This is a genomic window from Maribacter luteocoastalis, from assembly GCF_048890225.1.
GTDB classification, from domain to species: domain Bacteria; phylum Bacteroidota; class Bacteroidia; order Flavobacteriales; family Flavobacteriaceae; genus Maribacter; species Maribacter luteocoastalis.
This window is the reverse complement of the sequence record NZ_JBMFZG010000002.1, coordinates 230977-243990: the sequence shown is the minus strand read 5'-3', so window position 1 is coordinate 243990 and position 13014 is coordinate 230977. Positions and strand designations below refer to the sequence as shown.

Below are 13014 nucleotides of genomic sequence, written 5' to 3'. Positions count from 1 at the left end.
TAACCTTAAGTATTATTCTAGTTGTTTTTGGAATAAAATATGTAAAATAAATGATTTAGTATTTTCATAGCTATTATAACTCCCACAAATTAAAAGGACGCTCTAATTCTTTATCGCTCTTTTTTACTTTGTCCACAACAACCTTATATGTAGGATCTTCCATAACATTTACATCAATAATTTCATTGGCATTTTCAAGTAATTGGATACAATCTTTACTTAAATGCCGTAAATGTACTTTTTTACCAACTTTGGCATAACGCTCGGTTAACTTGTTCAAAGCTTCAATACCAGACATATCGGCAACACGGCTTTCCTTGAAATCTATGATAACTTCATCAGGATCATTGGGGACATCAAACTTCTCAGAAAAAAGTGTAGTCGATCCAAAAAATAATGGACCATATATCTCATAATGTTTTACCCCTTTGTCATCTACATATTTTCTAGCACGAATGCGTTTTGCATTCTCCCAAGAATAGGCTAAGGCAGAAATTATAACCCCTAACAATACGGCTACCGCCAAATTGTGTGTAACTGCAGTTATCAAGGTCACCAATACCATAACAATAACATCTGATTTGGGCATCTTGCCAAAAGTTTTGAAACTAGCCCACTCAAATGTTCCAATAGCTACCATAAACATTAAACCTACTAGGGCCGCCATTGGTAATCTTTCAATAAGACTAGATCCAAACATGATGAAAACCAACAACATCACCGCTGCAGTAATTCCAGATAATCTAGCTCTGGCACCTGATGAAGTATTGATCAAACTCTGTCCGATCATTGCGCAACCACCCATTCCTGATAAAAATCCAGATAGAATGTTTGCGGTTCCCTGCGCAACACACTCTTTGTTACCACTACCTCTAGTCTCGGTTATCTCGTCAATAATATTTAAGGTAAGCAAACTTTCAATTAGACCAACTCCTGCTACAATCACTGCATAGGGAATGATTATTTTAAAGGTTTCCATTGTAAATGGCAACTGGGGAATAGATAGTGGGGGGAAACCACCTTTAATACTTTCTCCTTCTCGCATAGTATCTGCAACGGTTAAAGTATCAATTCCAAAACCCAGCACTATGGCCGAAACTACCACTATGGCAACCAATGATGAAGGAACTGCCTTGGTTAATTTAGGAAGTCCCCAGATAATTAACATAGTTAATATCGTTAAACCCAACATTACATACATAGGATTACCGGACAATAGACTACCTGTTCCTTTTTGATAAAAATTTGGAAACTGCGCCATAAAAATAATGATGGCAAGTCCGTTTACGAACCCAAACATAACCGGGTGGGGTACTAAGCGAATAAACTTACCTAAACGTAAAACTCCTGCCAGTATTTGAAGAATTCCTGCCAATATCACTGTGGCAAAAACGTAGTTTAAAATAGTCTCTGGTTCTATGCCTGGAAAATTACGTTTTAACTCCAAAATCAACCCTACAAAAATCACTGCAACCGCACCAGTAGCTCCAGATATCATTCCAGGTCGACCACCAAAAATGGAAGTTACAAATGCCAAAACAAATGCTGCATATAATCCTGTTAGAGGAGAAAACCCTGGAATAAGTGCAAACGCAATTGCCTCTGGCACCAAGGCAAGGGCCACCGTTAAACCGGAAAGAATCTCTGTTTTATAATCTACTTTCTGCTTAAAATCGAACAAATTCAAATACTTACGCACAGCTTATTATTTTAAGGGCGCAAAAATAGTATTATTTCTGCGATGGCACTAGAAAGCAAATGATTATTAATGATTTAGCAAATTACCACGCTTTTAATCCTAATAATTTTTCGCCTAATGGAGTTAACTTAGCGGTTTCATATTTTGTCTGCTCCCAATTTCTAGGATCTCCAGGAAAGGCATACCCTTCTGGGGCAATCCGATTTTTCCAAGAATTGATGCGCCAATTTTTTAAAGCTTCATTATCTTCTTCAGCAGGCATCATTGAAATATATTGGGCAATTCGCACTTTGTCATTGGACTTATTGGGGCGTATGCCATGTGGTTCAGTACTATTAAAAATTAACAAATCACCAGTCTCCATTTTAACCTTAACAATTTTATCTTCCAAACCATTTAAATCTGGTTGAAAACGGTCTCGGTCATCAGGTTGGGATAATTTCCATTTATCATAATGGCGGTATAGCCAAGGTATGCATTGAAAACCGCCCATGTTTTCATCAGTTTGGTCTGCCAATGCCAATACCCCTTGCACATTCTGTGGTCTGGTCTCTGGATCATAATCCCAATGAATAAAACCCTTCTTGTTCACCCCCGGTGGTAAGGGAAAGTTTAAATTGGCCCTATCAATGGTTACCCACAATTTTTCAGTTCCCCATACATCTACAAAAGCATCATAAACCCTAGGCATTTGCCTATTATTCCATAAGTATTGATGATTGTACACCTCTACCATTCCAGTTCCTGTTAGTTCCTTCATTTTCATTTCTGCCCTTGCAGGGGCATACCAAGTATTGGAGTCGTTCGGATCTTTTTCGTCAAATTCCCATAAAAAATCCGCAGTCATTTGTGCCTGTTCCTTAGGTACGGCATTTTTAATTACTATATATCCGTTATGTTTCCAAAATTGCCAATCGTCCTCGCTTAATACACGTAAAGGCCTACCATTAGAACGGTTGTTCAACTTAATTTTACTACTTGTTGCTGTAGATGGGTTTCCAGGGATTTCCTCATGGGCCTTATTGGCCATTTCTATTTTATTTGATATTCCTTGCATGTCGAAACTATTTTTAATGTTTTTAAATCGATTAGGATAAAATTAGCTTAGATGCTAAACTGAAACCACCTTGATATTGATTCAAATTTGAACTATATTGACATTTAATATGCTTTATTAGAAATATAAATATCAATTCAGTGATGTTCTTAAAAAAGGACACTACAAATTATCTGAAATAACCAAATAAAAAAACACCTTGAAAGTACAATTAGAGAGTATCTCACCAAAATCTAAAAGTCCGTTTAGGTTACTTCATAACCCTAAACTGAACCATCTGTTTTATTGGCATTTTCATCCAGAATTAGAATTGGTATATATTGAAGGTGCCAGTGCCAAAAGACATGTTGGCGAACATATTTCCGAATTTGTAGACAACGACCTAGTTCTCATTGGCAGTAATATTCCACATTTAAATTTTGACCATGGCGTTAAGACCTCATATAGAAAGGAAGTGCTGCATATGAAGCCTTCCTTTAAGGATATGATTACAGACGGTCTACCAGAATTAAAACAAATTGAACGCCTTTTAGAATTAGCCAAATATGGTATCGCCTTTTATGGGGATACCAAAATTGAAATCGGTGTTTTAATGAAAAAACTACACCAACTACAACCTTTTGAGTTTTTCATGCAAGTGATGACCATTCTTAAAAAACTGTCTGCTAGCGCAGAATTTGTATTACTTCACAAGAAACCATATATAAACCGATATAGTGATAAGGAACAAAAACGAATTAGAAAAATATATGCATTGATTGATGAGCGATATCAAGGAAAAATTGCCTTAGAAGAAGTTGCCATTATATGCAATTTGACCAAACCTGCTTTTTGCAGGTATTTTAAAAAAGCAACTGGAAGCACTTTTACATCATTTTTAAATCAATACCGTATCAGCCAAGCAAAAAGATTATTATTGCTTGGTAAAAATGTAAGTGAAACTTGTTTTGAATGTGGGTTTGAAAGTCTTTCCTATTTTAACCGAAGTTTTAAAAAGATAACTGGGGAAAATCCTTCAATGTTTAAAAAATCCTATGTAAAAAACTACTATAAAAACCACCAATAAAAACTTTTCTATTGGTGGTTATCAACCAACTAAGTAACCTTAAAAATCTATTTTCTCTTCCTTTTAACATCCATGGTAGGATTATTGGTATTTGTTCTTTTCTTATCCATGACACCCTTACCTGTTTTTAAGTACTGCTGGTATCCTTTACCCTTAAATTCATATACAGTGCCACTATCTGGATGATACAACTCAATGGTGCTATCATTGATTACGTAAAGCTCAAAGTAATCGTTGTCAAAAAAATCATAATCTAAGGTAAGGGTCTTTAAGCTTGCGTCACCTACAACATCGTATAATTGGTATACTCCTTCAAAATCCCATTGCAAATTGCTTAAAGATGTTCCTGGGACATCTACGGAAGATCTGAATAAAGAAGGTGAAAATTGAAGGAAATTTTCCTCATCAAAATCATTCAACATTCCTGCCTCACTAGTATAGGACTTTTCCCAAGCGTCGTATTCCTGAATGAAATAACCAATGTTGTCATAAAAAACTTGGTCATAGTCAAAATTATTTTTTTGGTATCCTTTTAAAACATAGGAAGTATCCGAACGGGCATCATATAATTCTAACGTATTACCATTTAAGGCATAAACTTCCAATAACCATTTACCATCTACAACATGGTCTACCTCAACCACACCTCTGAACGTTTCATAATAACCGGTATCCAATCCTAAACCATTACCAGATTTACCTATTCCGACCAGGTTATTGTTGGCATAAAAAATACCCCCTCTAAAACTTACTGTAAAGGCCCTTTGTAGAAAAGGCACTTCGCCATTACCACGTGTTTCATTAATAGCTATATACCATAAATCATAGGACTGTAATACCTGATCAGTATTATAGGCCGATTCCTCAATAAATTCGTCATCAACAATAACTTCCGCATAACAAGAAACCAATAGCGTTGCCAATAGGGTATATCCAAAAAGTAATTTTAAAATTTTCATAGTACTGGGTATTATGGTTTCACTGGTATAAAACAAGCACCATGCCAAAATAGTTAACCTTCTGTTTATCAAATATTAACATGATACTTTTAATTTGGTAATTTTGAACTCATAATTATATGGAATGAAGAAAGAGTTGAAATTTGCGGTTTTAGGAGGTGGGAGTTGGGCAACGGCCCTTGTTAAGATGTTGACGGAAAACCAAGAAAAGGTAGGTTGGTACATGCGTAATTCTGATGCCATTGGTTATATAAAAATTCAAAAGCACAATCCTAACTACCTAACATCAGTCGAGTTTAATACTGAACAGTTGCTATTAACGGATGACATTAATGAAATAATTCGTTTTGCGGATGTACTCATCTTTGCCATACCATCTGCCTTTCTAATGGAAGAGTTACAAAAACTAACAGAATCATTAACGGATAAAATAATTTTCTCTGCCATTAAGGGAATTGTACCGGAAACAGGTTTGATTGTAGGTGAGCATTTTCATGAGACCTACAACATCCCATTTGACAATATAGGCGTTATTACCGGACCTTGCCATGCAGAGGAGGTAGCTATGGAAAGGTTGTCATATTTAACCATTGCCTGTGTTGATAAGAAAAAAGCTAATTTGATTGCTAAAAACCTTTCCAGTAATTATATAAAGACAAAAATCAGCAAAGATATCATTGGAACGGAATATGCCGCAATGCTTAAAAATATCTATGCTATTGCCGCAGGAATTGCACATGGATTGGGCTATGGGGACAATTTTCAAAGTGTGCTTATGAGCAATGCCATTCGTGAAATGAAAAGATACACTAAGCGTATCCATAACATAGACCGTAATATTAACCAATCTGCCTATTTAGGGGACTTACTGGTTACAGGCTATTCTACTTTTAGCCGTAATCGTATGTTTGGAAACATGATAGGTAAAGGCTATACCGTAAAAAGTGCCCAGATGGAAATGAACATGGTTGCTGAAGGTTATTATGCGGCCAAAAGTGCTTTTGAAATAAAATCCAACTTTAAGAAAAAGGTAAAAGCCCCAATAATAGACGCCGTATATAGCGTGCTTTATGAAAAGAAAAATGCGAAAAAGGTATTTGCTACGTTAACTGAAAAATTAGACTAAGCCCTTTCCAAAGAAAAATCTGAATGAATCTTTATCTCCTTATGAAGGGTATCCCTCCAATTACTAATGGTTTGCTCATCAGTTTTAAAAACTTTTTTAAAGTACTCAATAACTGCTTCTAAATACGTATCTATGCTGTCTATATCAAAATATAGCCTCCCTGTTCTTCTAATAAAGAAATCCATTGGGTTTTGGATCATTTCATAATTGATTCCAAATTCCAATTCCGCTAAAACAAGTTTTGTTGCCTTATCCAGTTCAGTTCCCTTTTTGTAATATTCCAATATCGTTTCTGTTTGGTGGCCATACGTAGTAACCAAAAACCAAGCTTCATGTTTTGTGAAACCTTCTTGCTCAATTAGGTCGTAAATAGTGGTAATATATTTTTTTACGTGTTTATATTTTTTAAAATTGGTATTGCCACATAGTGCTATTTTTTCGGTAAAACAGGGTTTTAGTTCAGTTTTATAATCAGTGGCCAATCTATCGGCAATTTTATCGACTACCCTTTCTGCCATTTTTCTATACCCTGTAAGCTTCCCACCTGCAATACTCACCAATCCGGTATCCGAAATGAAAATCTCGTCTTTCCTGGAAAGTTCAGAAGCAGATTTCCCCTCTTCGTGAATTAAGGGGCGTAATCCTGCCCATGAGGAAACGATATCATCCAACTCCAAATTAATATCAGGAAACATATTGTTAACTGCTGAAATCAAATAAATGGCATCAGCAAGATTGGTTTTCACATTATCCTTATCATCATTATAGTTAGTGTCCGTTGTACCTACATACGTAATTTTACCGCGTGGAATGGCAAACATCATTCGCCCATCAGGAATATCAAAATATACAGACTGCTTTACTGGTAGTTTTTCATAAGGAAAAACCAAATGAACTCCTTTAGTAAGATGTAACTGCTTCCCCTTTTTAGAGTTGTTAATCCCCCTTAGCTCATCTACCCATGGTCCGGCAGCACTTATAACATACTTTGATGAAATACTAAATTCCTCTCCGGATAATTCATCTTTTACCTTTACACCGGATACCTTTTCATTGGTATAAATGAAATTTGTGACTGCCGCGTAATTTAAGGCGCAAGCTCCAAAAAGTAAGCTAGTCTTAATATTTTCAATAGTCAAACGGGCGTCGTCCGTGCGATATTCCGCATAATACCCAGCACCCTTTAATATTTTTTTTGGCAACAATGGTTCCAGTTTTAAAGCCTCTTTCTTATCTAGCATTTTTCTTTGATCATCACCAGAAACCTGTGCAAGAATATCATATACCTTAAGGCCTATTGATGTAAGCCATTTACCATACGAACCATTTTCTATTAGGGGCAGCAACATTTTTTCTGGCAAGACCAAGTGCGGCGCCAATTTATGAACTATGGCCCTTTCCGAGCCAACTTCCTTAACCAACCAAAAATCAAACTGTTTCAAATATCTTAATCCACCATGAATTAGTTTGGTGGACTTGCTACTTGTACCAGAGGCAAAATCTCTCTTTTCTACCAAAGCTACTTTTAAACCTCTTGAAGCAGCATCAAGCGCAATACCAGCTCCCGTGATACCCCCGCCAATAACCACAAGGTCAAACTCATCATTACTGAGTCTAGATACGATTTTATGACGGTCTAGATTGGAAAATTTAATGTTTTGCATAACTTTCTTTCTATAGTTAAGATATCTACTTATAATAATGAAAATAGATAGTAACCCACTAAGTTTAGGTGAAATTGGCGGTGTGTTATTCCTCTTCCTCCCAACCTTTTGTGCGCTCAACGGCTTTTTGCCATTTTTTATACAGACGTTTTCTTCTGACGCGATCAAAACTTGGTTTAAAGATTCGGTTCATAGGCCTACTCTGATCTATGTCTGCCTGTGTCCATAAACCCACTTGTATTCCCGCCAAAAACGCCGCGCCCATTGCAGTTGATTCAATTACTTCTGGTCGATGCACTTCAGTATCCAAAATATTAGCCTGAAACTGCATTAGATAATTATTTGCACATGCGCCACCATCTACCTTCAAATTTTTTAATTGAATTCCGGAATCATCTTCCATCGCCTTTAAAATATCTTTTGTCTGGTACGCCAATGATTCTAAAGTCGCCTTTGCCAAATGTGCCTTACCAGTATCCCTAGTTAAGCCAAATATGGCACCACGGGCATACATATCCCAATAAGGCGCACCTAAACCCGCAAATGCAGGAACCACATAAACCGTACTGTCCTCTTTTACCGAATTGGCCAGCTCTTCTGTTTCCTTGGCATCATCAATTAACTCAAGACCATCCCGTAACCATTGTATCGCTGCACCTGCAATGAAAATACTACCTTCCAAGGCGTAATTCACTTTTCCATCAAGTCCATAGGCTATCGTGGTCAATAACCCATTTTTAGAAAATTGTGGTTTGTCACCAGTATTCATAAGCATAAAACAACCTGTTCCGTACGTATTTTTAGCCGTTCCTTTTTTAAAACATGCCTGACCAAAAAGAGCAGCCTGTTGATCGCCAGCAATACCGGTTATTGGTATTTTAACACCTTCTAATTCGTAATCCCCGAAATGATAAGCAGATGGTTTCACTTCTGGCAACATACTTTTAGGAATATCCAATGCGGATAACAGCCTGTCATCCCACTTTAGATTTACAATATCGTATAACATTGTCCTAGAGGCATTGGTATAATCCGTTAAATGGTTGCGGGTATCGGTCATGTTCCACAACAACCAAGTATCTATGGTCCCCATGAGTAAATCTCCTTTTTCTGCCTTTTCCCTTGCACCTTCAACATGGTCCAAAAGCCATTTGACCTTTGTACCAGAAAAATAGGAATCTATCACCAGACCAGTAGTTTTCTGAACATGTTCTGACAAGCCTTCCTTTTTAAGATGTTCACATATATTTGCGGTTCGCTTGTCTTGCCAAACAATGGCATTATAAATGGGTTCCCCAGAGTTTTTGTCCCAGACTACGGTTGTTTCACGTTGATTGGTTATTCCTATACCTTTTATGCTTGATGCTGAAACATTGGTTTCCTTAATTAATTGATGCAAAACTTCTAATTGGGAATCCATGATTTCTTTGGCATCATGCTCTACCCAACCCGATTTAGGAAATATTTGTTTAAACTCTTTCTGGACCATCCCTTTAATCTGCCCATCTTGATCCACCAACAAGGCCCTAGAGCTAGTTGTGCCTTGGTCTAATGCAATAATGAATTCACCCATATCTTTTTTTGAATAAAAGAACTTCTTGATACTATTAAAGTTCAATTCCTATTGAAAGATAGTGGGATTTATGGGTTTTACAAAGTAAATGGAAAGATCAATTTACTTGTTTGGAATAGGTTCCTTATTAAAAGCATATTCACGTTCTACCAAACAAATTCTTACATAATATTTGGTATACCAATCTTTCGCACCCTTTATTTGGGCAGCCAAATGATCAGCATTTTGTTTCCAATTGGCTATGGCTTCCAGGTTCTCCCAATAACTTACAGTAATTCCTATCTCCTCCCTCGCACTTTCAATACCTAGATATCCGGGTTGGGTTTTTGCCAATTCTTCCATTTTTATGGCCATTTCTGAGTAACCATTATCTGTAGTGTTTCGTACCGAGGTGAAGATTACAGCATAATAGGGTTTTTTCATGGTCAGGAAATAAATTCTTTCTCTAAAAAATAATCCACTATGGCCTCCTTCATCAAGATTGACTGCTCACCTGCCTTTAATGTGGGTAATTGCTCTTTTACCCTATAATGGGGCCATCCGTCTTCATCAAAAAAATCAAACTCATAATACCCGTATGGTTCTAATAACCTACAAATGGCAATATGCATTAAATCTAATTTGTCTTCTTTTTTATATCTCCTATGATATTGACCTAATTCCTGCACACCAACTAAATAAATCACGGCATCCAGTTCTAAAGTATCGCCATCTGCAAATTGGTTGGACAGTTTAGCAATCAACACTTCCCACCTTTTCTTTAATTCTAAATCCCTAGCCATAATATTTTAAAAATACATGCTTTGTTTTAATGGCACAAAGGTACTAATCAAAGTTCTATATTTGTGTAAAACACTTTTACAATGAGTTTTTTAGATATTATTTTAGGGCTTCTTTTACTTTGGGGGCTTTGGAAAGGTTTAAACAATGGTCTTTTTGTAGAGATTGCTTCTATTGTAGCTTTGGTGGCAGGAATTTATGGCGCTATTCACTTTTCGTATATAACTGGTGATTACCTCTCTAATAAAATGGAATGGAATGAAAGGAATATAAATCTCGCTGCTTTCATTATTACATTTATCATCATTGTTTTGGTTGTTAACCTAGCTGGTAAATTATTGACCAAAATTGCAGATTTTGCTATGCTCGGTCTATTGAACAAAATTGCAGGTGCTTTATTTGGCACTCTTAAAGTAACCGTTATTTTAGGGGCGCTTTTAATTTTTTTGGAACGAATGAACGAAAATCTTGGATTGCTCAGTGAAGCAACTTTAGAAGAGTCTACCTTATATCGACCTTTAAAAGAAATAGGCAACTTTGTTTTTGAAAGAGCACTGGAAGCCAAAAGGAAATACTAGGTTTTTTGGTGTCGTTGAAATGCCTAAAAATAAGATGATTGGTAAACTTTTTGCGATTATTTACTTTTCATCGAATAATACCTAGATTTTAAAGACCTCTAACCGTATTTTATTTAATATTACTGTGCCAATACCCCACATTGGTAGAGAACACAGAAACACCTATTTCTTACAGACCTACTTCCCTGCGCTGAGCGGCCTACTTACAAATAAGACACAATATGAAAATGAGATTGCTTTATGCGGTCCTGGTTTTGTTTGTAATGATATTTAATTCTTGTACAAGCGAAGCTTTGGAGGAAACCCCTATAATAGAGGCAGTGAATAATATTGCCCTAGAACAGGAACTTTTGGATATTGTAAATACACATCGTGTTTCATTGGAGCTTATTGACCTCGAGTTTAGTGATGTAGCCTATAAATATGCGAACAAGCATACCGATTACATGATTGCCAAAGGAAGTATAAGCCACGATAATTTTAGCTCTCGGGCTTCTAATATACATTCTGAGGCAGTGGTTGAAATGGTGGCAGAAAATGTGGCTAAGGATTATGACACGGCAACCGAAGCATTTAATGGTTGGTATAATAGCTCTAGTCACAAGAAAACAATGGAAGGGGATTTTACCCATACTGCAGTAAGTGTAAAACAAGATGAACGTGGCAATTATTATTTTACACAATTATTTTACAAGAAATAACCATTCATCTATCATTATTTACCATCGGTCTATAGTGACATTTTTGAATACTCGATGTCTGGTTTTTTTTAAAGGATTATCAGTGTGATTTTATTTAACCGGTTACTTTTCATCGATTAAAAACAAGTACACTTCATCGATAAAAGCCTAAAAACACTAATGTTACCGCTTAACGATTTTATTAGTTGCGTGGTAGATATTTTTCTTTTGAATCATGCCTGTCCCAATACTTTTGCCTTGAACAAATTGAAAAATTTCCCCAACGCATGAAAAATAAATTTATAATTATTGGACTCGCCCTTGGTATTTTAAGTTCTTGTTCCAAATATGAATCTGATTCTTTATACCAGGAAGAACTTAATGGTGTAAACCAAGAGACTACCTTATTTTCATCTGACAAACATTCTGTTATAGAAAATGAATTATTTACTCTCGTAAATGATTATAGAATTAGTATTGGTTTGAACGCTTTGGAGTTTGACTCTGTTACTTATTATTATGCGGGTGAACACACAAACTATATGATATCCAAAGGCGTTATGAGTCATGACAATTTTAATGAACGTGCTTCTAAGATAGCAAACCGCACAGGGGCCGAAATTGTGGCAGAAAATGTGGCAAGAAATTATGAAACCATGCAGGAAATTTTAGATGGATGGCTTAGTAGCCCTAGTCACAAGAAAAACTTAGAAGGCAATTACGACTATTCTGCCATAAACATAAAACCAGATGCCAATGGCAACCTGTATGTTACACATATGTTTTTTAAATAATATTTCTCAAGTATAAATTAAAAAGCCTTTGGAGATCAAAGGCTTTTTTTATTTCTCCCTTTTTAGGTATTGGAGCTAGGTTTTTATAACTTTCAATAAAGTTTTTATATGAGTATTAAAGCACCATTTAACTTAAACAAGTGGTTAGAAGCTAACAGGGATAACCTAAAACCACCGGTAGGCAATAAAAATTTATACAAAGAATCGGAAGATTACATTGTTATGGTCGTTGCTGGGCCAAATGCAAGAAAAGATTACCACTATAACGAAACAGAAGAACTATTTTATCAATTAGAAGGCACTATTGAAGTCCATATTCAAGAAAATGGTAAAAAAAGAACCATGGAATTAGGGCCCGGCGACATGTATTTACACCCAGCAAAAATTCCACACTCCCCAGTTAGGCATAAAGGGTCAATTGGTTTGGTAATTGAACGCAAAAGATCCCATATGAAAGTAGATGATGGTTTACTTTGGTTCTGTGATCATTGCAACCATAAGCTCTATGAGGTATATTTTACTTTAAATGATATTGAAAAGGATTTCTTAGCGCATTTTAAACATTTTTATGGATCTAAGAAACTTAGAACTTGTGCCAATTGTGGGACAGTTATGCCAGTAGACGAACGTTTTGTAAAAGAAGAGTAAATGTCCTATTTAATTAAGGCTTTAATAACACTGGTCATTGCCTTGCACGTATACTTCATGTGGTTTGAAATGTTTGCATGGCCCACCAAAGGGCCAAAGATTTTTAAAAATTTTCCCAAAGATATGTTTACCCCCACAAAAAATATGGCGGCCAACCAAGGACTTTATAACGGGTTTCTTGCTGCCGGGCTTATTTGGACATTTTTTATCAGCAATGAGATATGGAAAGATAATATCTCTTTATTTTTTTTAGGCTGTATTTCTGTTGCCGGTATTTATGGGGCAATAAGTGTGTCAAAAAAAATATTTTTCATTCAGGGTATGCCCGCTCTACTTGCCATTATTTTAATACTTTTAAAATAAACAGCACATAAAAATATCAGTCTAAGA

The 13014-nt window shown here is 36.0% G+C and carries 14 protein-coding genes; 7 read left to right on the top strand and 7 right to left on the bottom strand.

Annotation, left to right across the window (positions count from 1 at the left end; translation table 11 throughout):
* Positions 1 to 73: 73 nt before the first annotated feature.
* Complete coding sequence (locus tag ACOCEA_RS05640; RefSeq protein WP_420755235.1) at positions 74 to 1699, bottom strand: SulP family inorganic anion transporter; 1626 nt, start codon at positions 1697 to 1699, stop codon at positions 74 to 76.
* A gap of 82 nt (positions 1700 to 1781) precedes the next feature.
* Positions 1782 to 2756 (bottom strand): phytanoyl-CoA dioxygenase family protein, encoded by a 975-nt coding sequence (locus tag ACOCEA_RS05635; RefSeq protein ID WP_420755234.1) that lies wholly within the window; start codon positions 2754 to 2756, stop codon positions 1782 to 1784.
* Between the two features lie 199 nt (positions 2757 to 2955).
* Between ACOCEA_RS05635 and ACOCEA_RS05630 the strand changes: the two genes are divergently transcribed.
* Positions 2956 to 3822 carry a helix-turn-helix domain-containing protein gene (locus tag ACOCEA_RS05630; protein WP_420755233.1) on the top strand — a complete coding sequence of 289 codons (867 nt, stop codon included), beginning with the start codon at positions 2956 to 2958 and terminating at the stop codon, positions 3820 to 3822.
* A 47-nt stretch (positions 3823 to 3869) separates the two neighbouring features.
* On the opposite strand, the gene ACOCEA_RS05625 is transcribed toward ACOCEA_RS05630, so the two are convergent.
* Complete coding sequence (locus tag ACOCEA_RS05625) at positions 3870 to 4781, bottom strand: nicotinic acid mononucleotide adenyltransferase (protein ID WP_420755232.1); 912 nt, start codon at positions 4779 to 4781, stop codon at positions 3870 to 3872.
* Positions 4782 to 4905: 124 nt separating this feature from the next.
* On the opposite strand from ACOCEA_RS05625, the gene ACOCEA_RS05620 reads away from it, so the two are divergent.
* The gene (locus tag ACOCEA_RS05620; protein WP_420755231.1) at positions 4906 to 5907 is read left to right on the top strand and encodes an NAD(P)H-dependent glycerol-3-phosphate dehydrogenase; all 1002 of its coding nucleotides are present in this window, start codon (positions 4906 to 4908) and stop codon (positions 5905 to 5907) included.
* Here the strand turns inward: ACOCEA_RS05620 and ACOCEA_RS05615 are convergent.
* The 4 genes from ACOCEA_RS05615 to ACOCEA_RS05600 form a co-directional block, all read right to left on the bottom strand.
* Entirely contained in the window at positions 5904 to 7571 is a 1668-nt protein-coding gene (locus ACOCEA_RS05615; protein ID WP_420755230.1) for a glycerol-3-phosphate dehydrogenase/oxidase, read from the bottom strand. The two genes, ACOCEA_RS05620 and ACOCEA_RS05615, sit on opposite strands and share 4 nt — an antisense overlap.
* An 85-nt stretch (positions 7572 to 7656) precedes the next feature.
* Positions 7657 to 9144: a glycerol kinase GlpK gene (gene glpK / locus ACOCEA_RS05610; protein WP_420755229.1), complete on the bottom strand. Its 1488-nt coding sequence runs from the start codon at positions 9142 to 9144 to the stop codon at positions 7657 to 7659.
* A 102-nt stretch (positions 9145 to 9246) separates the two neighbouring features.
* Positions 9247 to 9567, bottom strand: a complete 321-nt coding sequence (locus tag ACOCEA_RS05605; RefSeq protein ID WP_420755228.1) for an antibiotic biosynthesis monooxygenase family protein — start codon at positions 9565 to 9567, stop codon at positions 9247 to 9249.
* A 2-nt stretch (positions 9568 to 9569) separates the two neighbouring features.
* Entirely contained in the window at positions 9570 to 9926 is a 357-nt protein-coding gene (locus ACOCEA_RS05600) for a hypothetical protein (RefSeq protein ID WP_420755227.1), read from the bottom strand.
* A gap of 81 nt (positions 9927 to 10007) precedes the next feature.
* On the opposite strand from ACOCEA_RS05600, the gene ACOCEA_RS05595 reads away from it, so the two are divergent.
* From ACOCEA_RS05595 to ACOCEA_RS05575, 5 genes are all read left to right on the top strand, one after another.
* A complete protein-coding gene (locus tag ACOCEA_RS05595) occupies positions 10008 to 10502 on the top strand; it encodes a CvpA family protein (protein WP_420755226.1) in 495 nt (164 codons plus the stop codon).
* A gap of 221 nt (positions 10503 to 10723) precedes the next feature.
* The gene (locus tag ACOCEA_RS05590; protein ID WP_420755225.1) at positions 10724 to 11203 is read left to right on the top strand and encodes a CAP domain-containing protein; all 480 of its coding nucleotides are present in this window, start codon (positions 10724 to 10726) and stop codon (positions 11201 to 11203) included.
* Positions 11204 to 11469: 266 nt separating this feature from the next.
* Complete coding sequence (locus tag ACOCEA_RS05585) at positions 11470 to 11976, top strand: CAP domain-containing protein (RefSeq protein ID WP_420755224.1); 507 nt, start codon at positions 11470 to 11472, stop codon at positions 11974 to 11976.
* 108 nt (positions 11977 to 12084) lie between these two features.
* Positions 12085 to 12624, top strand: coding sequence for a 3-hydroxyanthranilate 3,4-dioxygenase (locus ACOCEA_RS05580; RefSeq protein WP_420755223.1), 540 nt, complete (start codon positions 12085 to 12087; stop codon positions 12622 to 12624).
* A complete protein-coding gene (locus ACOCEA_RS05575) occupies positions 12625 to 12987 on the top strand; it encodes a DUF1304 domain-containing protein (protein WP_420755222.1) in 363 nt (120 codons plus the stop codon).
* Positions 12988 to 13014 lie beyond the last annotated feature (27 nt).

Excerpts from the sequence above, each read along its gene's own strand:
- ACOCEA_RS05615 (WP_420755230.1), bottom strand. The coding sequence starts at position 7,571 with ATGCAAAACATTAAATTTTCCAATCTAGACCGTCATAAAATCGTATCT.
- ACOCEA_RS05635 (WP_420755234.1), bottom strand. The coding sequence starts at position 2,756 with ATGCAAGGAATATCAAATAAAATAGAAATGGCCAATAAGGCCCATGAG.
- ACOCEA_RS05590 (WP_420755225.1), top strand. The coding sequence starts at position 10,724 with ATGAAAATGAGATTGCTTTATGCGGTCCTGGTTTTGTTTGTAATGATA.
- ACOCEA_RS05585 (WP_420755224.1), top strand. The coding sequence starts at position 11,470 with ATGAAAAATAAATTTATAATTATTGGACTCGCCCTTGGTATTTTAAGT.
- glpK (WP_420755229.1), bottom strand. The coding sequence starts at position 9,144 with ATGGGTGAATTCATTATTGCATTAGACCAAGGCACAACTAGCTCTAGG.
- ACOCEA_RS05620 (WP_420755231.1), top strand. The coding sequence starts at position 4,906 with ATGAAGAAAGAGTTGAAATTTGCGGTTTTAGGAGGTGGGAGTTGGGCA.
- ACOCEA_RS05595 (WP_420755226.1), top strand. The coding sequence starts at position 10,008 with ATGAGTTTTTTAGATATTATTTTAGGGCTTCTTTTACTTTGGGGGCTT.
- ACOCEA_RS05575 (WP_420755222.1), top strand. The coding sequence starts at position 12,625 with ATGTCCTATTTAATTAAGGCTTTAATAACACTGGTCATTGCCTTGCAC.
- ACOCEA_RS05625 (WP_420755232.1), bottom strand. The coding sequence starts at position 4,781 with ATGAAAATTTTAAAATTACTTTTTGGATATACCCTATTGGCAACGCTA.
- ACOCEA_RS05580 (WP_420755223.1), top strand. The coding sequence starts at position 12,085 with ATGAGTATTAAAGCACCATTTAACTTAAACAAGTGGTTAGAAGCTAAC.
- ACOCEA_RS05600 (WP_420755227.1), bottom strand. The coding sequence starts at position 9,926 with ATGGCTAGGGATTTAGAATTAAAGAAAAGGTGGGAAGTGTTGATTGCT.
- ACOCEA_RS05605 (WP_420755228.1), bottom strand. The coding sequence starts at position 9,567 with ATGAAAAAACCCTATTATGCTGTAATCTTCACCTCGGTACGAAACACT.